18 protein-coding genes and 1 pseudogene are annotated in these 21,585 nt (G+C 39.6%); 15 read left to right on the top strand and 4 right to left on the bottom strand.

The window, feature by feature from the left end; translation table 11 throughout:
- Positions 1-1,007: 1,007 nt before the first annotated feature.
- From CDC33_RS09730 to CDC33_RS09685, 10 genes are all read left to right on the top strand, one after another.
- The gene (locus CDC33_RS09730; protein ID WP_109008310.1) at positions 1,008-4,085 is read left to right on the top strand and encodes a peptidase domain-containing ABC transporter; all 3,078 of its coding nucleotides are present in this window, start codon (positions 1,008-1,010) and stop codon (positions 4,083-4,085) included.
- 135 nt (positions 4,086-4,220) lie between these two features.
- The gene (locus CDC33_RS09725; RefSeq protein ID WP_109012514.1) at positions 4,221-5,759 is read left to right on the top strand and encodes a beta-barrel domain-containing protein; all 1,539 of its coding nucleotides are present in this window, start codon (positions 4,221-4,223) and stop codon (positions 5,757-5,759) included.
- Positions 5,760-5,856: 97 nt separating this feature from the next.
- Positions 5,857-6,054, top strand: a complete 198-nt coding sequence (locus tag CDC33_RS09720; protein ID WP_109008309.1) for a hypothetical protein — start codon at positions 5,857-5,859, stop codon at positions 6,052-6,054.
- Between the two features lie 118 nt (positions 6,055-6,172).
- Positions 6,173-6,970: a peptidylprolyl isomerase gene (locus CDC33_RS09715; RefSeq protein ID WP_109008308.1), complete on the top strand. Its 798-nt coding sequence runs from the start codon at positions 6,173-6,175 to the stop codon at positions 6,968-6,970.
- Positions 6,971-7,369: 399 nt separating this feature from the next.
- Positions 7,370-7,705: a hypothetical protein gene (locus CDC33_RS09710; RefSeq protein WP_109008307.1), complete on the top strand. Its 336-nt coding sequence runs from the start codon at positions 7,370-7,372 to the stop codon at positions 7,703-7,705.
- Positions 7,706-8,644: 939 nt separating this feature from the next.
- Positions 8,645-8,938 carry a hypothetical protein gene (locus CDC33_RS09705; RefSeq protein WP_109008306.1) on the top strand — a complete coding sequence of 98 codons (294 nt, stop codon included), beginning with the start codon at positions 8,645-8,647 and terminating at the stop codon, positions 8,936-8,938.
- A gap of 76 nt (positions 8,939-9,014) precedes the next feature.
- Positions 9,015-9,311: a hypothetical protein gene (locus CDC33_RS09700; protein ID WP_109008305.1), complete on the top strand. Its 297-nt coding sequence runs from the start codon at positions 9,015-9,017 to the stop codon at positions 9,309-9,311.
- 1,015 nt (positions 9,312-10,326) lie between these two features.
- Positions 10,327-10,761 (top strand): hypothetical protein, encoded by a 435-nt coding sequence (locus CDC33_RS09695; protein ID WP_146195794.1) that lies wholly within the window; start codon positions 10,327-10,329, stop codon positions 10,759-10,761.
- 395 nt (positions 10,762-11,156) lie between these two features.
- Positions 11,157-12,209 (top strand): calcium-binding protein, encoded by a 1,053-nt coding sequence (locus CDC33_RS09690; RefSeq protein ID WP_109008303.1) that lies wholly within the window; start codon positions 11,157-11,159, stop codon positions 12,207-12,209.
- 315 nt (positions 12,210-12,524) lie between these two features.
- On the top strand, positions 12,525-13,130 hold the full coding sequence (locus tag CDC33_RS09685; protein ID WP_109008302.1) for a calcium-binding protein: 606 nt from the start codon (positions 12,525-12,527) through the stop codon (positions 13,128-13,130).
- A gap of 138 nt (positions 13,131-13,268) precedes the next feature.
- Here CDC33_RS09685 and CDC33_RS41190 read toward each other — a convergent pair whose 3' ends face one another.
- Positions 13,269-13,391, bottom strand: coding sequence for a hypothetical protein (locus CDC33_RS41190; protein ID WP_280524404.1), 123 nt, complete (start codon positions 13,389-13,391; stop codon positions 13,269-13,271).
- Positions 13,392-13,441: 50 nt separating this feature from the next.
- On the opposite strand from CDC33_RS41190, the gene CDC33_RS41185 reads away from it, so the two are divergent.
- Positions 13,442-14,788 carry a calcium-binding protein gene (locus tag CDC33_RS41185; RefSeq protein ID WP_109008301.1) on the top strand — a complete coding sequence of 449 codons (1,347 nt, stop codon included), beginning with the start codon at positions 13,442-13,444 and terminating at the stop codon, positions 14,786-14,788.
- 268 nt (positions 14,789-15,056) lie between these two features.
- Here the strand turns inward: CDC33_RS41185 and CDC33_RS38535 are convergent, their stop codons facing one another.
- Positions 15,057-15,209: a hypothetical protein gene (locus CDC33_RS38535; protein WP_181373952.1), complete on the bottom strand. Its 153-nt coding sequence runs from the start codon at positions 15,207-15,209 to the stop codon at positions 15,057-15,059.
- A gap of 50 nt (positions 15,210-15,259) precedes the next feature.
- Here CDC33_RS38535 and CDC33_RS41180 point away from each other — a divergent pair, with 50 nt between their 5' ends.
- Both CDC33_RS41180 and CDC33_RS41625 read left to right on the top strand, forming a co-directional pair.
- Positions 15,260-16,606, top strand: coding sequence for a calcium-binding protein (locus CDC33_RS41180; RefSeq protein WP_109008300.1), 1,347 nt, complete (start codon positions 15,260-15,262; stop codon positions 16,604-16,606).
- A gap of 279 nt (positions 16,607-16,885) precedes the next feature.
- Positions 16,886-17,002: an SDR family oxidoreductase gene (locus tag CDC33_RS41625; RefSeq protein ID WP_219930089.1), complete on the top strand. Its 117-nt coding sequence runs from the start codon at positions 16,886-16,888 to the stop codon at positions 17,000-17,002.
- 81 nt (positions 17,003-17,083) lie between these two features.
- On the opposite strand, the gene CDC33_RS09660 is transcribed toward CDC33_RS41625, so the two are convergent.
- Together CDC33_RS09660 and CDC33_RS09655 are read right to left on the bottom strand one after the other, a co-directional pair.
- The gene (locus CDC33_RS09660) at positions 17,084-18,400 is read right to left on the bottom strand and encodes an amino acid permease (protein WP_109008299.1); all 1,317 of its coding nucleotides are present in this window, start codon (positions 18,398-18,400) and stop codon (positions 17,084-17,086) included.
- Positions 18,401-18,642: 242 nt separating this feature from the next.
- Positions 18,643-19,656, bottom strand: a pseudogene (locus tag CDC33_RS09655) (threo-3-hydroxy-L-aspartate ammonia-lyase).
- Positions 19,657-19,864: 208 nt separating this feature from the next.
- Here CDC33_RS09655 and CDC33_RS09650 point away from each other — a divergent pair.
- Positions 19,865-20,677 (top strand): SDR family NAD(P)-dependent oxidoreductase, encoded by an 813-nt coding sequence (locus CDC33_RS09650; RefSeq protein WP_109008298.1) that lies wholly within the window; start codon positions 19,865-19,867, stop codon positions 20,675-20,677.
- Positions 20,678-21,359: 682 nt separating this feature from the next.
- Positions 21,360-21,560, top strand: coding sequence for a heavy-metal-associated domain-containing protein (locus CDC33_RS09645; RefSeq protein ID WP_109008297.1), 201 nt, complete (start codon positions 21,360-21,362; stop codon positions 21,558-21,560).
- Positions 21,561-21,585: the final 25 nt, after the last annotated feature.

The raw sequence follows: 21,585 nt of genomic DNA, 5'->3' as shown, positions 1-21,585 counted from the left end.
GCTAAAGTCTACTCAAGTATACTAAATTTATAGCGTATTCTTGTTCATAGTTGGGTTGCTAACGACTATTTACACTCAACTTAGTGACCAGTCTTTATATCCCTGAGTATACTTTGTTTCTAACTCCTGATAAAATCGGCGAACTGAGAGTATTATGTGCCGTCATCATTTGTATCATAAGGTATGGTCTATTTTTTAAAGATTTAATGTTTTAAGGGGTACAGATTGTATTTTTTCTGCAAAGAATAGTCCATTTTATAATATTTCAGAAAATTTACACGAAAATAAGCGTAGGCTATTCAAACTTTTAGTTAATCAGTGTAAGCTAATTATGTAAATATGTTTATCGCAAAACTATTTAACCACTCAGATTAGTTCTGCTAGAGGAGGTGCAACAAAATATACATAATTTTTTGTGTATATGTTTAAAGAGACTAAACATGACTGTAAAAAGATTGAGTTTAGTAGCTTCTAAGCATAGCAAACAATATTGTTGAAATGAGATTTTCTTAGTAGTGAAATCTCAAAAAATCATAATGTGCTTTATAGTTTTTCTCGTCTCTTGACTGTAGCCTCCCCCAAGCCAGCTTTTTAATGCTGTAGGTTATAGGCTCTAGACGGAAGCATCCCCACTAAACTGATTCTGATTCCTTGGCAAAGCTGGAGACGCTTTGCTTCTAAATTCTCTTATTTAACCTCTTGCTGAAAACACAAATCTTGTGGCTGCCTAAGACACCGCAAGGATTGCTATTTTGCGAGTAAATAAGCTTGGCTATGCAAACGTTTAGCCCAATATATTGGTATTCACATTAGTGATTGTCAAGATCAAGAGTTCAGTTGCAACGAGTGGCGCTGCTTCCCAAATAAAAACACTTTGTTATATAAAAATACTCCTTTCTTCATAAGAAGTTTAGGGTTTACTTGCAAATATAAAAGTATAAAGTAATACTTTTTATTATTTTTTTCAATTTAGACCAATAGCTAAATTTCGTCTTGGAGGTTAGAAAATGCCACCCGTGCTTTCTGGGGAACATATAGGCGAAAGGCTCTTGTACACCTTGGGTGCAAAGCTTTCAGAAAAAGAATTACAAAACTTTTTGGCAACAATGGAAATTGTGGAGCCACCACTAGCAAAGCAGTTCTGGCAATCTGCACAGACGAATCCTGGTATCTACATTATCCTTACAGGTAAAGTCCGACTATTGGATAGCTCGGAAAATTTAATCACTACCTTTGGTGCATGGTCTGTTTTCGGCGAATTGACTCTTTTTCCTGAAGCTGACTTTAGTCCTTATGTAGTCAGAGCTTCGACAAGCTTAAAACTGGGCTATTTCAGACAAGACGCACTGCAAACATTGATAGACAAGTATCCTAATATTCGCGATCGCCTTTTTGCCCGTGCAGAACTTTGGGATTTGCTATTGTTATGTCGCCAAACCTCACAATTACCGTGCCATACTTCACTTGTACCAGGGATGCTCAAAGCTTTATCTCTCTTTGAGCGACAGCATTTAGAAACTGGTCTAACTACGCAAGTATCCCAAGATTCTGAGTTATGGCTATTGTACAGAGGTCAACTGCGGCATTCTGAAGGTCATTTTTTGACGCCAGGCACAATCTTTGCCCAACCAAAACAAGGTGATTGGCAGGCAACTCAACCAACAATTGCTTACATTCTCAAAAACGACCATCGGCAAGCAGCACTAGAATACTTGCCGGAGTTAGGGAATTGGGGACTGGGGAGTGGGGAGTCGGGAGAGACGCGATTAATCCCGCCTGTAGTAAAGAGTCGGGAAAAAACTTCCCAATCTCCAAAATCCAAAATCATTCCTTTTCCCCAGCGAGATCAGCAGTCACAACAACAACCAAAAAAAGCACGTTTTTACTTTCCCAGTCCCCAGGTGCAAGTGGGGCATTGGTGGAAACGCCTGACTAAGAGCTATCCCTTCTATGCCCAACAAAGCGCTGCTGATTGTGGCTCTGCTTGCTTAGTAATGATTGGTAACTATTGGGGCAAGCATTTTAGTATCAATCGCCTGCGGGATATGACCAACGTCAACCGCAGTGGTGCATCTCTAAAGGCTATGGCAACAGCAGCAGAAAACCTGGGTTTTGCCACCCGTCCGGTGAAAGCCACTCTTGATAAATTGGTAGAACAACCTTTACCTGCAATTGTCCACTGGGAAGGCAACCACTTCATCGTTGTCTATGAAATCACCAAAAAGCGGGTGATTGTATGTGATCCGGCTCTTGGTCAACGCAGCCTGACAAAAGCTGAATTTCAAGCAGGTTGGAGTGGTTATGCATTGTTACTGGAACCTACAGCTTTATTACAAAATACTAAAAACGAAAATACAGGTTTCTGGAAGTTTTTTCAGTTAATTAAACCTCACTATCGGGCACTATTAGAAATCTTTGCAGCTTCAATATTAATCCAAATATTTGGACTGGTAACGCCAGTCTTCACTCAGTTATTGCTCGATAGAGTACTTGTGCAACGTAGCGTTACAACCTTAAACGCCATTGGTTTGGGGATGATAGTTTTTGGGTTATTTGGTGTGGCTGTCAATGCTCTACGCCAATATCTTTTATTTCATACTGCCAACCGCGTTAGCATCGCTCTACTCGTAGGTTTTATCAAACATACCTTCCGCTTGCCCCTTTCTTATTTCGAGTCGCGTTTTGTTGGGGATATAGTCTCGCGCATCCAAGAAAACCAGAAAATTCAGCAATTCCTTACCGGTCAGACACTCTCCATTTTGCTGGATATGCTGACATTGGTAGTTTATCTGGGCTTGATGTTCTCCTATAGCTGGCGCATGTCATTATTCGTGCTGTGTACAGTACCGCCATTTTTTATCTTGGCGCTGGCTAGCACAAATATTTTGCGCCGCATCTCCAGAGAAATTTTTAATGCAGGCGCTAAAGAACAAAGCTATCTCATAGAATCCCTAAGTGGAATTCGTACCGTCCGCTCATTGTCAATTGAACAGACTGTGCGCTGGCGTTGGGAGGAACTGCTGAATGATTTAATCAAAAAAGGCTTTAATGCTCAGATAATTGGTAATCAGCTGCAAATTCTCAGTGGCGTTATCCAAACTTTTGTAAATACTGCATTGCTGTGGTACGGAGCGACTCAGGTAATTAATGGCGAACTGACGATTGGACAATTAGTTGCTTTCAATATGTTGGTGGGTAACGTCTTGAGTCCTTTCCAGAGGCTATCTATGCTGTGGAATCAATTGCAAGAAATTGTGATTTCCACCGAACGCATAAATGATGTGTTGGAGGCGGAACCAGAAGAAGACTTAGAAACTAAACCTCGGAAGGCGTTGGGTAAGCTTCGTGGTCACATTAGCTTTCATAATGTCACCTTTCGCTATCACTCAGAAAGTGAGACTAACGTCTTAGAAAATCTTAACTTTGAAATCCAGCCAGAACAGATGGTTGCAGTGGTGGGGCGCAGTGGTTCTGGAAAAACAACCCTGAGTAAATTGATTTTAGGTTTATATCCACCGACAGATGGCAAATTACTAATTGATGGTCGTGACATCACTAGTGTTTCGTTGCGATCGCTCCGTTCTCAAATCGGTGTTGTAGACCAAGATACCTTTCTCTTTGGTGGGACAATTCGAGAAAACATTGCGATCGCTCATCCAAATGCTTCTTCAGAAGAAATTGTCCAAGCAGCAAAATACGCCGGAGCCGATGAATTTATTCAAAAACTACCGATGGGTTACGAATCCCAAATTGGTGAAAGCGGCGGTATGCTTTCTGGTGGACAACGCCAACGCCTAGCGATCGCTCGTGCTTTGCTCGGAAATCCTCGATTATTACTATTTGATGAAGCCACCAGCCATCTAGATTCCGAATCAGAGCGAATCATTCAAAACAACCTCAAAACAATTCTTCAAGGACGCACAAGTGTAATCATTGCCCATCGCCTCTCTACAGTCCGCAACGCTGACTTGATTCTGGTTTTAGATCAAGGCGTTTTGGTAGAAAGTGGTACCCACGACGAATTAATCGCTAAAAAAGGTCATTATTACTACCTGAATCAACAACAAATGGCTCAAGTTAGTTGAGATTGGGCATTGGGCATGGGGCATTGGTTATTTCTCCCCCTGCCTCCCCTGCCTCCCCTGCTCCCCCTGCCCCCTATTCCCCACTCCCCACTCCCCACTCCCCACTCCCTATCCACTGTTATTGAAACTAAAACTATGCCATCTCCCAATAGATCATCCCCAGTTCCTCAAAATGAAACAGATGAATACCAAAGTTACACACAGCAAGAGGAATCTGTAGAAGTTGCTGAGGCAGAAAGTAACAGTCAAGACTTGTACTACGGTACTGAAGCATTGCTCAATGCCTTACCTCGGATTTGGACTCGTGGTTTGTTGTATGTACTCATAGGCTTTGCTGGTCTTTTTTTACCTTGGGCAACTCTCTCGAAAGTAGATGAGACTGGTAGTGCTAGAGGGCGTATAGAACCTAAAGGCGCAACTCAAAAATTAGACGCTCAAGCTGCTGGGAGTGTCAAAACAGTTATGGTCAAAGAAGGAGATACAGTCAGAGCCGGCCAGGTTCTAGTAGAACTAGAGTCTGATGTCCTGCAAACGGAACTGCAACAAAGCATGAGCAAATTGCAAGGGCTACAAAATCGGCAATCGCAACTGGAATTGCTCAAAAATCAACTCCTAATGTCAACTAACCTTTTAGAGCAACAAAATAAATCCCAAGAATTAGAAAAAATAGCTCAAGTTAACCAGGCGCAGCAAAACCTAGATGCCAAACTGAGTAGCTATGACCTCCAAAAGTTAGAAAAACAAGCATTAGTTAAGCAAGCCCAGCAGCAGATTTACACCACTCGCGATGATAAGCAATCGGCTAAAAACCGTTTGAGTATAGATTCTAGGCAAATTGAACGCTTTAGCAAACTCGTTTACGATGGTGCAGTTTCTGCAACGCAAATTGATCAACTTAAAAAAGAACAACAAGAAAGTAAACGACTCTATAGCAGGGCTGTATCAGATATCAAACAAGCAGAATTCCGTTTAGCGGAAGAACTAAATCGTTATCAAGTAACTATCAAAACGTTAGAGTCGGATATCAAACAAGCAAAACTGCGACTACAAGAGGAACAAAGTAGCTATAAAAGTTTGATGCAAGCCGGGAAACTAGCTGTAATGAAAAATCAGGAACAGCTAAAAGACCTACAGGCGCAAATAACAGCAGTGCAATCAGAAGTCGCTCAGACTAGAAGCCAGATTACATCTATAAAAGTTCAAATACAGCAACGAGTGGTGCGATCGCCAATTAATGGGGTGATTTTTGAATTACCCACCACGAAATCGGGAGCAGTAGTACAACTCGGCCAAAGGATTGCCCAAATCGCACCCAAGAATGCAGATTTCGTACTCAGAGCTAGTATGCCTAATCAGGATAGTGGTTTTTTGAAGGTAGGAATGCCAGTTAAAGTCAAGTTTGATGCCTATCCCTTCCAAGACTATGGCATCGTACCAGGGAAAGTTACTTGGATCTCTCCTGACTCGAAAATTACCCAAACACCGCAAGGGAACATCGAAAACTATGAATTAGAAATCACCTTAGAGCAGCAATATGTTGAAAATGGCAACAAACGTATCCCATTAGGTGCCGGTCAGACAGCAAATGCTGAAGTGATCATTCGCCAACGGCGGGTGATTGATTTTGTTTTAGATCCGTTCAAAAAACTGCAAAAAGGCGGTTTAGAGATTTAGTCAACACTTCCATTTCGCGCATATCAAGTTTGCCTTCGACCTACCAGGTTGAGAACTCACCCTAGAGAGCTACAGCATTAATTCACAAGGTTATTATATGCATCCAATTGACCTAATGAGGAAATATGGCTGGTCTTACCCCAAGCTAGCCGCAGAGTTTGGAGTTTCAGAAGTTGAAGCTAGACGATGGGGATTTAGAAAAACTGCCAGCAACTACCGAAATCCCCCGTTAATGTCTTACAAACTAGCAGAAAAAATTGATAAAGAATTATCAACTAAATCTGTATCTGCATAGAACCATTGTGACCTAGACCCCGCTTCAAAATCGGGTTTGAATAATAAATAAGTTAAGCATCAAAACTCCATCCTATCTATGTTTGAGATAAAGAATACTCTATGAAGGAATCTGTATCATGTCGGAAAATTTCACTATTTCAACCTCAGATATCATTCACAGCCTCAAACTTTCCTGCCAGATACCTGATGTAGTGGAGGCGATCGCTTCCCAAAGCATTATTACCAAAGCAGCTCAAGAGCTAAGAATTACAGTCACACCAGAAGAACTACAGCAAGAAGGAGATGCCTTAAGGTTTGCTAAGAAGCTTGTCAAAGCTAAAGACACCTGGACATGGCTAGAAAAACATCACCTGTCTGTGAATGAGTTTGAAGAATTAGCCTACAACAAAATCCTTTCGCGGAAGTTGGCAAATCATCTATTTTCTGATCAACTCGAAAAGCACTTTTATGAACACCAACTAGATTATGTCGCCGCCGTTACCTACGAAGTTGTCTTCGAGGATCGAGACTTGGCTTTAGAGCTTTTTTATGCCCTAGAAGAAGGCGAAATCAATTTTCCTGAAATTGCTCGTTTATATATTCCAGAACCAGAACTCCGCCGTGCTTATGGATATCAAGGACTTCGATACCGCAAAGATTTTCGTCCAGAGATTGCAGCAGCTGTATTTGCTGCTGCACCACCAAATGCTCTCAAACCGATTACGACTCCCAAAGGGGTGCATTTAATTTGGGTAGAAGAAATTATTCAACCCCAATTAGATGAACAATTGCGCCAAAAAATCATTACAGAGTCATTTTCTCATTGGTTAAAGCAACAAATTAACGCTATGAAAATTGTCACTCAGATAGACTCGGATGCAAACGTGCGATCGCAGGAGGAATTGCTAGATACGTCCTTTACTAAAACTAAATAGGCTATTAAATTTATCTGGTTAAAGGTAGATATTTTTAAGCTTTAAACATTTTACCGATGCTAGTATATTTGTTTAAAATTTAATAATTTCTTCTTTTTAGTATTTTGTGAATATATCCACAAATTACCAACTTATTGTTTAAAAAATAAGTTTAATATTCGTAAGTCTTGCTAGGCAGTAACTAAAGTTATTATTGCCTAAAATTATTTTGCCTTTTTTAAATTAGCTCATACTATATATGAGCTTTTTTTATACTTAAATACATTAGTTTTTTAAATTACAAACTCATCAAAACAAATTGACTTTTCCATGAAAGAATTGTAGTATTTGTATAACCAGTAACAGACTGGTTAAAACAAAGTATTCCTAAAAAAGTTGCACTTTTCAGGAGAAACTCAAATGATTATTTGTGATCTCAACTACTTGGAAAAATTCTTGGAGGGAATTTTTGGTGGTCGTGGTACTAACATTGCCAACTTCTACGCTGCAACCAAGGCAGTTACAGCTGATGTTAATGAAACCTTCACCAAGACAATTACTACTAACTTGGGTGGTTTAACAGGAAATGTTGCTGAATTAGTTGTTAGCGCTGATGCTACTGGCGATAATACCTTCTCCAGCGTCATTGGTGGTGTACAAACCGAAGAGAATCGCTCTGAAACTTTCGTTAATGCTATTTCTGCTACCATTCAGAATCCTACCAACCAACCGGGAGGAGGGATGAGGACTCACTAACCCACATTTTTAAACGTGGGATTGAAAACTTGGACACTGCAATTCTTCTGCTACGCGTTTTGAAAAACATCTTTTTTTTGAGTGAGCTTCAGACTCACAGTTAAAGTTTAAAATCATTTTGTGTTTCCTATTAAGACTTATCTTTCGCTTTTTCGCTGAAAGAAATCATTGAACCCCAACTACAATGAGCAGTTGGGTCAAAAAACCATTAGAAAATGATTTTCTGATTGGTTAAAGCAACAAATGAAGGCTATGAAAACAGTTACTCAGATAACAGTACGCTTGGGTTAAGGCTAAAATACTTTATCAAAGTCAGTTTTTTTAACATACAGGACTCCGATTTGATTTTTGAAAAAATACTGAGACTGAAAAGCCCGTTTTATCAGGGTTTTATCTGAGAATATTGTTCAGAAATCAGATATGAGTCCTATAGATGCAAATGCATCAGCATTGACTTAGATAGGTTCAGATGCAAATGTGCGATCGCAGGCTAAATTCCTAGATATATTTAGTAAGGCTTAATAGATTATTAAATTTCAAATGTTTTTAGCTGACTATCTGATCTGATTAAGGTAGATTTCTCTAGCGTATTGTTTTCTTAAAAATTTAATATGTTTTCGTTTTTTCTATCTTTGTAAATAGATCCGAAAAATGCTATTTTAGCGAAATTATAAAATTACTTTAAATCGCTACAAGCATTGTAGGGCAGTAATAAATTAAATTACTGCCTAGCTTTAACATGCCTTTTTTTTAGGTATTATTAATGCCTATATATAGTCGTTGCAAGCTTTTCAAATATTAGTTTTTTTAATGGAAAATTCTTCAATTTTAGTATTGACTTTTTTGATAAATGTTTTATAGTAATTATGTGGCTAACAAAGACAACTTTGTCACGCCAAAGATTCCGCAAATAACTTACAAATCTCAGGAGAAACTCAAATGATTATTTCTGATCTAAACTACTTGGAAAATACCTCTGAAGAAATTCTTGGTGGTCGTGGTACTAACATCGCCAACGTCTACACAGCAGACAAGAGAGTTACAGCTGTTGTTAACGAAAGCTTCACCAAGACAGTTACCACTAACTTGAATGGTATCCAAGGCAACACTGCTGAATTAGTTGTTAGCGCTGATGCTACCGGAAACAGAACCTTCAGCAGCGTTATTGGTGGTGTTCAAGTTGAAGACAATCGCTCTGAGACTTTCGTTAACGCTATTGCTGCTACCGTCTAATTATCTGGTTAACAAAGACAACTTTGTAACGTCAAATGATTCCGCCCAAAAACTAAACTTTTCAGGAGAAACTCAAATGATTATTTCTGATCTAAACTACTTGGAAAATACCTCTGAAGAAATTCTTGGTGGTCGTGGTACTAACATCGCCAACGTCTACACAGCAGACAAGACAGTTAGAGCTGTTGTTAATGAAAGCTTCACCAAGACAGTTAACACTAACTTGGCTGGTATCCAAGGCAACACTGCTGAATTAGTTGTTAGCGCTGATGCTACCGGAAACAGAACCTTCAGCAGCGTTATTGGTGGTGTTCAAGTTGAAGACGATCGCTCTGAGACTTTCGTTAACGCTATTGCTGCTACCGTTCGCTAATAATTGATCCAACTGGATTAGTTAAGCTGAAGCCAAAAAACAAAAGCAGGTTAGAGTGAGTGAAAAAACCAACACTCCATAGCAATTGTTTTGTTGGGTTATCTTGTACTCTACTCAACCTACTGTTGGATGTTCAAAGATTGCTGAAAACTATAAACCAAGATAGTTTTCAGCAATTTTCTAAATTAGACTCAATGTTAACACAGTTAATTAGACACTTGCAAGACTTACTTCTTTGTGCAAGGTGATATCTGTTTGTTAATGTAAGAAGTCTCTTGTCAAGTCGAGTAATGCTAGGGTAGCGCCTCCAAAGTTCAGCATCTAAACAAGTACCATGCTTGGTAAACCAAAACATTTTTAGAAGTCTTACCATCTGGACATTTCAGCTAAAGCCAGGGATATCACAAAACTCACAAAACAACGTTAACTTCAGCATAAGAGACGATACCCATAGTTACCTTCAAGCGGTAAGCATTACCCATACCATCAAGCTTATCGTTCTATTACTAATGGTGTTTGCTTCCTGATTCGTAAGGGCGCAAACCCCTACTATTACGTTCGTTTTCAGTTTGTGGCTTACTCATACTTGAGCTTTAGTATCATAACTATCTGTCAAAGAATAGGAAAGGGGACAGGGGGCACAAAGCTTAGGAGAGAACGCCATAAATAAATTTATATGTCTGCTGAAACTTGGACGTATTATTTCCTGTCGTAATGCATCTTGAAATAAATATTTAACATTAAGTAAGTGGGCGCTAAAAAATACAACTACAATTAAGAAATGTAAATCGCTTAAAAGCTGATATTCAAAGCGTTTCTGGTGCTTTACATAAATTTACACAGTTCGGTTTAATTGTGCCTACTTACTTAACCTCAATAAATTTATTTGCCCTGAAACCCTCTTGGTAGGCGAATTACACCATCTTTTCCACTGTTTTCTGCTCCTTTCTCCTCTCTCGTCAAGTTGGTATATATTATATCTAGCAAGTATCTAGCAAGTTCAAGAGGAAATCTAATGAGCAGAATTTTTTTAACAGGTCTGTCCTATGTCAATATGAGTGGTGCCGGCGGCAGCGTCAACGTCAGCATTTCTTCCCCTACAGGTTTAACCATTAACAGGAGTGAAGAAGTTTTCGTACCCAGAGCAACATCCAATAGAATTAGTGTGCTAGCTACGAATTCCTACACTAGAGATAACACGAACGATTTGCTATTAGGAGGTCAAAATAACGGTACTTTCGTCAGCAATTTAGGCACTGATACACTTACCAGAGGTACTAATCCCAGGTTATCTCTAGGTACAACAACAAATTCTGCTTCTGGGCGTAGTAATGTCATCGCTGATTTGAATCCATCTTTCGGTGATGTGAGCGGGATACAAACAAATAATAACCTGTTAAGCAATTTCGGATTTACAGGCTTCAATTCGATAGGTGATAGTTTCATGTGAGGGGCTAATTTAGCCTATTTTTAGGACAGTTTTGACAAATATTTTTGGGGAAGACAATGATTTAGCAATGAACCTAACCCTCCAAAATAGCTGAGAGGATGTTTTAAAAGTCCTATTGTTGCTATCAAAACGTTTTAGATCCTTATAAATCCCTCTTTTTAAAGGGAACTTTGATTCCGGTTTCCCTTTTAAAAGGGTGAGCCAGTGCGGGAAAAGGGGGTTTTCACGCCACTTCCTTCAAGACAACGGAGTGGCTCCCCATGACCGACTGACATCGATTAGGGGGGATCGAGAAGTGTTTAAAATCACAACAAAATACTTTTAAAACATCTTCTTAGGATGATTACCCACTACACATTGGCAACTTCAACCAAGAATTTGCGAGGTAAAAAAATATGGCAACTCTAGAAATAAATGACAGCAACAATATAGGAGGCAATAATAATGCTGATAAAATCGCGAATCTTTTTAGTCGTAGTAACGATATCTTGACCGGGAGAGACCGTAATAACAATACATCTGGAGGTGGGAGTCTTTTATTACAAGGAACTAGCGGCAACGATCTATTAAGTGTCCCAGGAGGAAACACTAATACCAAGGATTACACGATTTTTGGTCTTGGTGGCAACGATACTTTGACTGGGGGAGGTGGTAATGACAAGATATTTACAGGTATCAGTGGTAATTCCCTACTGAATGGGGGAGATGGGAATGACAGATTGTTTGGCAACCTCGGCAATGACACCCTGAATGGGGGTAGCGGTGATGATGAACTGAGTGGAAGTCTTGGTGATGACTTGCTCAATGGGGATAGCGGCGATGATACCCTCCTTGGAAGTCTCGGTAATGACACCCTAAATGGGGGACTCGGAAATGATAATCTCTCCGGAAGTGCAGGGGATGACTTGGTTTTTGGGGATGCTGGCAATGACACCCTCGATGGAGGTCAGGGTAGTGATGTAATATTTGGGGGCGATGGTAATGATAGTCTTACTGGAAGCCTTAGCGGCTCTCCTGATGCTCCTCAAGGATTCTTTGAGGACTATCTTGTAGGCGGTGCTGGTAGTGACACTCTGAATGGATTTGGCGTTACTGGAGGAACATCAAAAGGTGATGGGACAGTAGAATTATTTGAGAGAGATCAATTAATAGGTGGCGGTGCGGTTGACGGAAACGGCACCGTCACAAATTTTTCTGGCGATGGCGTGAAAGATTTCTTTGTGCTTGGGGATGCGAAAGGCGCTTTTTATACAGCTGCTGGCGACAAGGACTATGCTACTATTTTGGGCTTTGAGAAAGGTATTGATGAGTTGCAACTTAGTCCAGCTGTAACTTATCAACTTGAAACAGCTTCTCAGATAACTCAGCTTGATACTTTAATTTTCGCCAAACTTCCTGGCGGTAATGAGCTAATTGCGATTGTAGCAGGCGTTAACCTGATTAACTAAGTATAGCTCATCATCAATAGAGGATTACTATTTGATTTTTGAACGAAATTAAGTATTGTAGAGTGTGTTAGAACGGAGTTCGTAACGCACTATGAACACGAGTTTGATGCGTTACGCTGTCGCTAACACATCCTACGTATATTTTCTCCAAATCAAACCGGATTCCTATAGAGAAGAAAATTAACAATACCTTGTTTGTGGTCAAGAGTAGTGTATTGTAGTATGGATGCGATCGCCCTGCTTGAACCAAGAATATAAATAATATTTAAGTAGGGCAGGTAATAGTAAAATTTGCAACTTTTGGAGATAAAAAATATGGCAACCTTACAAGGAACTAGCGGCGATGATACCCTAAATGGGGGTAGCGGTAACGATAGCATCAATGGAGGTCTTGGTAACGATTTGCTTTTTGGCAATGGTGGCAATGACACCCTCAATGGAGATCAGGGTAGTGACGTAATATTTGGGGGCGATGGTAATGATTTGTTGCTTGGAGGCCCTAGCGGATCTCCAAATGCTCCTCAAGGATTCTTTGAGGATTTTCTCGTAGGGGGTGCTGGTAGTGACACTCTCAATGGATTTGCCCCTGGTAGAGGAACATCATTTGAGAGAGACGTCTTAGTTGGTGGCGGTGCGGTTGACAATCAGGGCGAGATCACAAATACGAATGGCGATGGCGTGAAAGATTTATTTGTGCTTGGGGATGCGAACAACTCTTATTATATATCTGCTGGCGACAATGACTTTGCTACTATTTTGGGCTTTGAGAAGGGTATCGATCAGTTGGGACTTAGTACAAGTGTGAGTTATAAACTTCAAACAGCCTCTGTGATAACTCAGCTTGATACTTTAATTTTCGCCCAACTCCCTGGCGGTAATGAGCTAATTGCGATTGTAGCAAACGTTGACCTGACTACATAGGTATGGCTCATGATCGTATCCGTTCAATAAATCGAGGCAACTACCAGTTCAAGAACGATTTTACGCTATTTGAGGCTTGTGACTGAGCAATTTACCTCGGATTATTGAGCGGTTACTCATCATCAACAGAGAATAAAATTAACGATACCTTGTTTGTGGCCAAGAATAATTTAGATGCGATCGCCCTGGATAATTGACATGACTCCTGAGATTATGAGATTGTGCGATCGCTATGCCTAATTCCACAAAATAGGTATGCATACACTCATACATCTTTGTAGACACAGTACTTAACAGTAACAGAAAATATTATGCAGCCACAGACATTCTTTTTAAAGCCAACTGTAAATCAAATTCCTAATCCCAATCCTAACTTTGCTAACGCTAAAGGGTCTGCTTCTTTCTCAAACTATAGTCAAAAGCCCTCAGGAACTTTGACTACCACTCAGATAAAAAACTTGGTTGAAAGTGGCGTTGCTATTGCTACAGTTCAAGCCGCAGCTGTTTTTAACACTGACCCGACTTTTTCTTCGCTCTTTAGTGACGTTACTGGCATGGGATTAGATGGTTCTTTTACAGGAACTGCCAGTAGTGAAATGCAAGTGGTTGCTAGTTTTAAAGTTGCTGCTCATAAAACCTTTTCTTTCAATTTCTTGACAGACTTAGCACTAAAAGCTAAAGAAATTGAAAATTATGCTACTGAATATAACGAGGCTAAGGGGAAAATTGGTTTCTTAGCACTAGATACCACAAATCCTAATAAACCTAAGGTATTAGATTATTTCGGTATCCAAGGGAAGTTAATTTCCTCTGAGCGTATTGCTGATTTGGAATATAGCAAAAGTAGTAATGTTACTATTAAGAGTCGCCCGCAAACTATTGATATTGACCGAAATAACGGTGAGGACTCTGTTATAGGGAAAGTTCTTGGTAGTTATAAAAAAACCTTAGAGCATGACACCAACATAACACTAGTAGAAATGAATGCTAGTAATATTACTTTTGTAGGAGATAGTTTAATCAATAATTTAGGTAAAGATGTTATTTATGGCACCATTTTGAAAGATAATCTTAAAGGAACTTACAGTGAAGACAAAATTTATGCCAGCTTAGGGGATGACAAACTGGATGGAGGGAGAGGCAATGATATCCTCGAAGGCGGTGAAGGGAATGATACTCTAATTGGAGGTGAAGGCAATGATAAACTTCATGGCGGCTCGGGTAATGACGTTCTGATTGGTGGTGAGGGTGATGATGTTTTAGTTGGTGGCGACGGCTCTGACAAATTTGTTTTCAACTTTAACGATAGCTTGCCGACAAGTAAGCTTGGTGACGTCCAAAATTTACTAGTTGGCCTTGGTGTTAATATCAATTTCGATAATCTTTTCAACGTTAGCGATCGCTTTTTGAAAACTGAGTTTGATGTCATTCAAGATTTTAAAATTGGTATTGATAAGATTGAATTTACGGGTTTGCATGATACTGACGCTGAGACTTGGTTAAATGATATGTTTTATCAAGGAAATATAACTGATAGTAAGGATGGTCTCCTTTTGAGTTTTAAGTCTGGAGATACTCAACAAACATTACTGCTATCAGGTGTAACTTCTAACCAGTTTTGGTCTGATTCGTCCGTATTTTCGATCGTATTTTCTTAGAGTAATTTTTTCTCAGCGCTCTCTGCGCCTCTGCGCTTTAAAAGTGATTTATTTAACCTTACTAGACGCAGAGAACACAGAGTAAAGAGGTTAAAGAGGAATTAATTTATTGACCAAAATTTTTACCCGTAATGAGCTAATTGCGGTTGTAGTATACGTTGTGACCTGGTTAACTAGTACAGCGCGGCGTAAATCAAGCTACCATTTTAAAAGTTGCAAAAGCCTTGATATACAAAACTTTTGAATGCGTGACTTCCGCCTTGCGATACTAAGTATAGCTCATCAATAGAGGATAAAAGTAACAATACCTTGTTTGTGGCCAAGAATAATTTAGATGCGATCGCCCTGGATAATTGACATGACTCCTGAGATTATGAGATTGTGCGATCGCTACGCCTAATTCCACAAAATAGGGTTGCATACACTCATACATCTTTGTAGAGACAGTACTTAACAGGAACAGAAAATATTATGGCCTCACAAACACTATTTTTACAGCCAACTGTAGATCAGATTCCTAATCCCAACCCTAACTTTGCTAACGCTAATGGGTCTACTTCTTCTTCAAACTATAGTCAAAAGCCCTCAGGAACTTTGACTACCACTGAGATAAAGGCGTTGGTTGAAAATGGAGTTGCTATTGTTACGGCTCAAGCCGGAGCTATTTATGAGAGTGACCCAACTTTTTCTTTGCTCTTTAGTGACATCACTGGCATCGGATTAGATGGTTCGGGAGCAGGAACTGCCAATAGTGAAATAAAAGTGGTTGCTAGTTTTAAAGTTGATGCTCGTAAAACCTTCTCTTTCGATTTCAATGCAGACTTAGCACTAAAAGCTAAAGAAATTGAAAATTATGGTACTGAATATAACCAGGCTAAGGGGATAATTTGTTTAATGGTACTAGATACCACAAATCCTTATAAACCTAAGGTATTAGATTATTTCGGTATCCACGGTAAATTAATTTCTTCTGACCAGATTGCTGATTTGAAATCTAGCAAAAGTAGTAATGTTAGTATTAAGAATATCCTGCAAACTACTGATATTGACGGCGATAATGGTGAGGACTCCCTCAAAGCACAGAGCGTTGGTAGTTATAAAAAAACTTGGGAGCGTGACATCAACATAACAATAATAGAAATGAATCTCAGTAATATTATTTTTTTAGGAGATACTTTAATCAACAATTTAGGTAAAAATGTTACTTATGGCACGGTTTTGAAAGATGATCATCAAGGAAGTAACTGGGGAGACAAAATTTATCTCAGCTTAGGGGATGACAAGGTGGATGGAGGGAAAGGCGATGATATCCTCGAAGGCGGCGAAGGGAATGATACTCTAATTGGAGGTCAAGGCAATGATAAACTTCATGGCGGTTCGGGTGATGACGTTCTTATTGGTGCTGAGGGAGATGATGTTTTAGTTGGTGGCGACGGCTATGACAAATTTGTTTTCAACTTTAACGATAACTCGTTGGCAGGTAAGCTTGGTCGCACCCAAGATTTAGTAGCTGGTATTGGTGTTAATATCAATTTCGATAATCTTATAAATGTTAGCGATAAATTCTTGAAAAGTGAGTTTGATGTCATTCAAGATTTTAAAATTGGTATTGATAAGCTTGAATTTACGGGTTCGCATGAGAATGACGCTGGTACTTGGTTAAATGACATGTTTTTTCAAGGAAATATAATTGATAGTAAGGATGGTCTCCTTTTGAGTTTTAATACTGGAGACACTCAACAAACATTACTGCTATCAGGTGTAAATTCTAACCAGTTTTGGTCTGATTCGGCCGTATCTTCGATCGTACTTTCTTAGAGTAATTTACTAATACATACTTTCCGTAACTCGTAATTCGTAATACCTTTTTGCTATGGTTTTTAGACAATAGCCGTGAATTTTGAAATTGATTATGACTAATCCTACAGAACTACTGCGATGCCTACGGCGGGCTGCGCCTCAGCCCAAAGGATAGCAACCGTAGAATCACTCAGAGGACGCGATCGCTTGCGGGAAGTTCTCAATCACCTTGGCTTCAAATTGCTGTAAACAAGCAGAAATTGCTAGAGTCAGTGCGACACAGTTCCTTTAGGTCGGATTGGAACACCAGAAGAGTTTGCCAATGTTGCTGTATTTCTGAGTTCACCAGCTGCATCATTTTTGAATGGAGTCATGCTGCAAGTAGATGGCGGAGCTATTCAGGGTACATTTTGAGCAGTTTGACAACTAATTCTATGATGAGGTTGGTAATTTATGGTTGCAGAGGCATACGGGTATCATTTTTTATTGATGGTTTTAGTTTGTGTAAATTGACAAAATTTGTCTGCCTATCATGGCTAATGCCACTCCAACCATGACAATGAGTGTCACCTTTCCACCAGGAACGAGTGGTTGATTTATGCTATTTGAGTTTTTTTGCTCTTGACGTTGCTTCCAACTCATTAATGCCGGAATAATTCCACCTAAAACTGAAATACTAAATGTTCCCGTGTAATCTAGAGCAGTAAAAAAGATGCTGGGATTAAGGGTTCCGAGAGTCATTGGAGGGAAAAGAACCAACGAATAGAGGGGTAGGCGACTAGAAAGTTTGCCTTGTGCAATTAGGAAAATATCTTTAAGCAAATCCAGCAATCCGTACACAAATCCAATGAATGATGTAGCGATCGCAAACTCTGAAAAAATGGATATTAGCACTGCTAACCATTCCCCCGCACCACCTGCTCGGAGAATTTGCAGTGGATCAAAAACTGTTCTACCGTTAGATGTGCTATGTAGCATATCGGGACTAATGCTTCCTAAAATTACGGCATTCCACGCCAAGAACATAATTAGAGGAATTACAGAACCAATAAAGATAGACTGACGAATTTTGCGGGCATCTCCTTCGAGTTGCGTCACAACCAAGGGCACAACATTTTGGAAAAATAACGCCACAGACATCACTGAAATGGCACTACCAAGGGCACTCCAGTTTTGAAATAACAGTTGGGTACTCTGAATGTGTCCTCCTGCCAATAACAATAGTCCCAAGAAGGAAACGATGACAATTCCCACAAAGGCGCTGTTTAATTTCTCAATAAACTTTTCTCGCCCAAGATACATAATGCCACCAAATAAGAGCGTGAAAGTCGTTGTGCCTAACCACTTAGGCAATATCTGCCCACTCCAGATTTTTGCCATTGCAGCTCCTAAAATCTCGCCACCTTGGGCGATGTATGCCACCAAGAGAGCATAGTGCATGAATAAATATGCCCCACCTGCAAGTCGCCCTCCCACCTTACCAAGAATCTTCTCAACAACTGCCAAAAAACCTATACTCGGATGCCCTTCTGTTCGCATTGTGTTTAAAGTTACTTCTGCAACCAGTAACCCTGAAACTAAAGCGTAGAGCCAAACAGCAATCAGCCCAGATGTTGATGGCACTATACCAGACGGCAGAGTAACAGCTGGTAAGGCGAGAATCCCAGCCCCAATAGTAGTTCCCGCAATCAATGCAGTACTCCCCAATACACTACCAGGTTGATGATTGAGTTTTTTTCCATCAAATTCGAGATGAGAAAACAACCGAGTGACTTGCTTTGAATCTTTGGGAAAAGTCTTTATGGTAACCATACTGAATATCCGTACTTAAACCAAATAATGTTAACATCTGTAAATATTCTTGGTCAAAACCCTGATATTCCTGCTTTTTCAGCTAGATATTTCTGATAAATAAGCGTAGGCGTAGCCCGTCGTAGACATCGCTACTTCATTATCAACACAACCTTAATAACATAAATGTCACTTATATCAGCCGATCCAATAGCCGTTTAACTGAATAAATGCCCAATTTGCATAGAAACTTTGCTGGGAATTTAACTTTTCAATTCAATCCCCCTAGAAAACAATTTACCAACTTGTGCCAAATCTACATTTCCACCGCTAATGATGACACCAACCCTCGCCTGTGGTGCTGTCACTACACCTTCGAGTAAGGCTGCTGCTGCAAGTACTCCCGTAGGTTCAACGACAATTTTCAGGCGTTCCCACAAGAAAAACATGGTGCGAAGAATTGCTTCTTCCGATACCGTCACCATATCATCGACGTAATGCAGCACTAAGGGGAAAGTAATTTTACCAAGGCTGGGAGTCCGCGCACCATCGGCGATGGTATTAGGATTTTTGACAGTTTGCAGGGTTTTGGTGTGAAAGGAGCGGGTAGCATCATCGGCAAGGGCTGGTTCTACCCCGATAACTTTACAATTGGGTAAAAGTGACTTGGCTGCGATGTCTAACGACAAGCCGCTTCGCGTCTACGCACATCCTGAAAGTAAGCCGCCACCGCCACAACAAACTAATAATAAGTCTAATTTACCAACTTCTTGGATCAGTTCTAAAGCAGTTGTTCCTTGTCCGGCGACTACATGAGGATGATCGTAAGGGGGAATCAGAGTAAGATTGCGATCGCTTGCTAAATCTTGGGCTAATTCTTCTCGGTTTGTTTCTTGGCGATTGTATAAAATTATCTCTGCACCATAGCTACGAGTAGCACTTTGTTTAACAGCAGGTGCATCATCAGGCATGACAATGGTGGTGGGAATATTTAAGAGTTGTCCAGCTAAAGCGATCGCTTGGGCATGATTTCCCGATGAATAGGTGAGAACGCCTGTTTGTTTTTGTGCTACCGATAGTTGCGTTAAGGCATTGTACGCCCCTCTAAATTTAAATGCTCCCGTGCGTTGAAAGTTCTCGCACTTAAAGAATACTTGGCTATTGGTGCGATCGTTAACAATTCTAGAAGTCAGTACAGGCGTGCGGTGGGCAATCCCCAAAATTCGCTTTTGTGCTGCTTGCACATCAGTTATGGCAACGGAATTATGCTGTGGCATTGATGACGATATTAAATATTTTTGCTCTTGTTTATATAGATACAGATTTTTATATTTGTGCCAAATATGCTTGATTGAAACATACTCATTTCAGGTGGATAGCATCATTTATTGTCTGCTTAAAAATAACTACCTCAAATATTATATATTGCTGTAGTTATTTTTAAAAAACTTAAATTAGCTAACTTACGTTTGCCATTTTTTTAGCATGAATCAAATATCTGAAAGTCGGCAAAAAAAAACTGCTCTAATTACAGGAGCGGCTAGTGGAATAGGCTATCAATTAACCCAGATTTTTGCTCGTCATAGTTATAATCTTGTGTTAGTAGATAAAAATGAACAAAAGCTTACTGAAATTCTAGATGAATTTCCGCAAAAGTTTGGCATTTTTGTGAAAATTTTTGCTCAGGATTTATCTATTCCAACATCTCCAGAAGAAATTTTCACAGAACTACAGCAAGCATCGATAAAAATTGATGTGCTGATTAACAATGCTGGCTTTGGTACTTATGGAGAATTTAATGAAACAGACCTCACCACTGAACTGAAAATGCTCCAGGTAAATATAGTGAGCCTGACTCATTTAACTAAGTTACTGCTCAAGGATATGGTAAAGCAAAATTATGGAAAAATATTAAATGTGGCCTCATCTGCTGCTTTTCAACCAGGGCCTCTAAGGGCAGTTTATTTTGCTACTGAAGCCTATGTATTATCATTTTCTGAAGCGATCGCTAATGAATTAGAGGGCACAGGTGTCAGCGTGACTGTTCTTTGTCCAGGGCTAACAGCATCGGAATTTCAACAACCATCAGCAATGGAAGATTCAAAGATTCCTAACGTTAACAGAATGATGGATATGCAAACCCTTGCTAAGATTGGTTATCGGGGCTTAATGAAAAACAAAACTGTTATCGTTCCTGGTATGAGAAATAAGCTATTGACTGAAAGCGTAAGATTTACACCCAGAAATTTAGTAACAAAGGTCGTGAGAAGTATACACGAACTCAAAAAAAATAGGTAATCGGTATCTAGCGTTGCAGAACAGTGGGATGAACTGAGGCAGGGTAAGAATTTGGGAGGTTGCTAGATCATCTCGCTTTCTCTGCAACTGCTTTATTTTCAACTAAATTGCAGGAGTCAATACGGTTCAGTTAAGCCCAAAAAAACCCCACATATTGGTTGTGGGGTTTGTTGGGTTTTACTTCGTACCCCTACGAGGAAGCAAGCTACGACCCAAGCTTCTTGAGATATATGCCATGAGATAGATGCTTCTTGGATATATATATGCAAAAAATTTGGGCAGAAGTATGTGGAGCATAAAAATAGTTAAAAACTACAGATAAAAAAGTTTTGTTGCTTACGTAGAAACGTTAGTATGTTCAGGTAGTGCTACCTGAACAACTATGTAGAATAGGAATGCCTATAGGATAATCTGCAATCTCTAGTGGAGCCTTTAAAACAAAGAAATGAGGTTTTTATAATTTAGTAATACTAAGTATATTTTCATAAACTACTTTATATATTTTGGACTTTGATTTGGTTTTACCGTCTACAAATTGTCTCAATAAATTTTTAAGTATATCTATTATTTATTACTATCTTTGGGATTCCCAATTCCCTGACTATAGTAAGATGTGCGCTCACTATCTCAATCGTTAGTATACTTATTAAAGAAAAATCCAGTTGACGGAAAGAGGTAAGTAATGGCAATTAAATTGAAAGTTCCAGATATTAAAGGTGATGAATGCGCCAAGAAAATAACTAAATCTATTCAAACTATGGAATCTGATGCCAAAGTAGATGTGGACGTTAATGCAAAAACCGTAGCTGTAGACACTGCGGCTTCTGAAGAGACAATTAAACAGATAGTTCAATCTGCTGGTTATACTATCGAGGGCTATTAATTAGATTTCTAAATTTCTTCAGAAA

The organism is Nostoc commune NIES-4072 (genome assembly GCF_003113895.1).
GTDB lineage: Bacteria > Cyanobacteriota > Cyanobacteriia > Cyanobacteriales > Nostocaceae > Nostoc > Nostoc commune.
This window is presented reverse-complemented; position numbering and strand designations above follow the sequence as displayed.

Bases quoted from the DNA above. Each gene is read 5' to 3' on its own strand.
- CDC33_RS09690 (WP_109008303.1), top strand. From the start codon at position 11,157: ATGGCAACTCTAGAAATAAATGACAGCAACAATATAGGAGGCAATAAT.
- CDC33_RS09645 (WP_109008297.1), top strand. From the start codon at position 21,360: ATGGCAATTAAATTGAAAGTTCCAGATATTAAAGGTGATGAATGCGCC.
- CDC33_RS09650 (WP_109008298.1), top strand. From the start codon at position 19,865: ATGAATCAAATATCTGAAAGTCGGCAAAAAAAAACTGCTCTAATTACA.
- CDC33_RS09710 (WP_109008307.1), top strand. From the start codon at position 7,370: ATGATTATTTGTGATCTCAACTACTTGGAAAAATTCTTGGAGGGAATT.
- CDC33_RS09685 (WP_109008302.1), top strand. From the start codon at position 12,525: ATGGCAACCTTACAAGGAACTAGCGGCGATGATACCCTAAATGGGGGT.
- CDC33_RS38535 (WP_181373952.1), bottom strand. From the start codon at position 15,209: ATGCAACCCTATTTTGTGGAATTAGGCGTAGCGATCGCACAATCTCAT.
- CDC33_RS09660 (WP_109008299.1), bottom strand. From the start codon at position 18,400: ATGGTTACCATAAAGACTTTTCCCAAAGATTCAAAGCAAGTCACTCGG.
- CDC33_RS09715 (WP_109008308.1), top strand. From the start codon at position 6,173: ATGTCGGAAAATTTCACTATTTCAACCTCAGATATCATTCACAGCCTC.
- CDC33_RS41185 (WP_109008301.1), top strand. From the start codon at position 13,442: ATGCAGCCACAGACATTCTTTTTAAAGCCAACTGTAAATCAAATTCCT.
- CDC33_RS41180 (WP_109008300.1), top strand. From the start codon at position 15,260: ATGGCCTCACAAACACTATTTTTACAGCCAACTGTAGATCAGATTCCT.
- CDC33_RS09720 (WP_109008309.1), top strand. From the start codon at position 5,857: ATGCATCCAATTGACCTAATGAGGAAATATGGCTGGTCTTACCCCAAG.
- CDC33_RS09695 (WP_146195794.1), top strand. From the start codon at position 10,327: ATGAGCAGAATTTTTTTAACAGGTCTGTCCTATGTCAATATGAGTGGT.
- CDC33_RS09705 (WP_109008306.1), top strand. From the start codon at position 8,645: ATGATTATTTCTGATCTAAACTACTTGGAAAATACCTCTGAAGAAATT.
- CDC33_RS09700 (WP_109008305.1), top strand. From the start codon at position 9,015: ATGATTATTTCTGATCTAAACTACTTGGAAAATACCTCTGAAGAAATT.
- CDC33_RS41190 (WP_280524404.1), bottom strand. From the start codon at position 13,391: ATGCATACCTATTTTGTGGAATTAGGCATAGCGATCGCACAATCTCAT.
- CDC33_RS09730 (WP_109008310.1), top strand. From the start codon at position 1,008: ATGCCACCCGTGCTTTCTGGGGAACATATAGGCGAAAGGCTCTTGTAC.
- CDC33_RS09725 (WP_109012514.1), top strand. From the start codon at position 4,221: ATGCCATCTCCCAATAGATCATCCCCAGTTCCTCAAAATGAAACAGAT.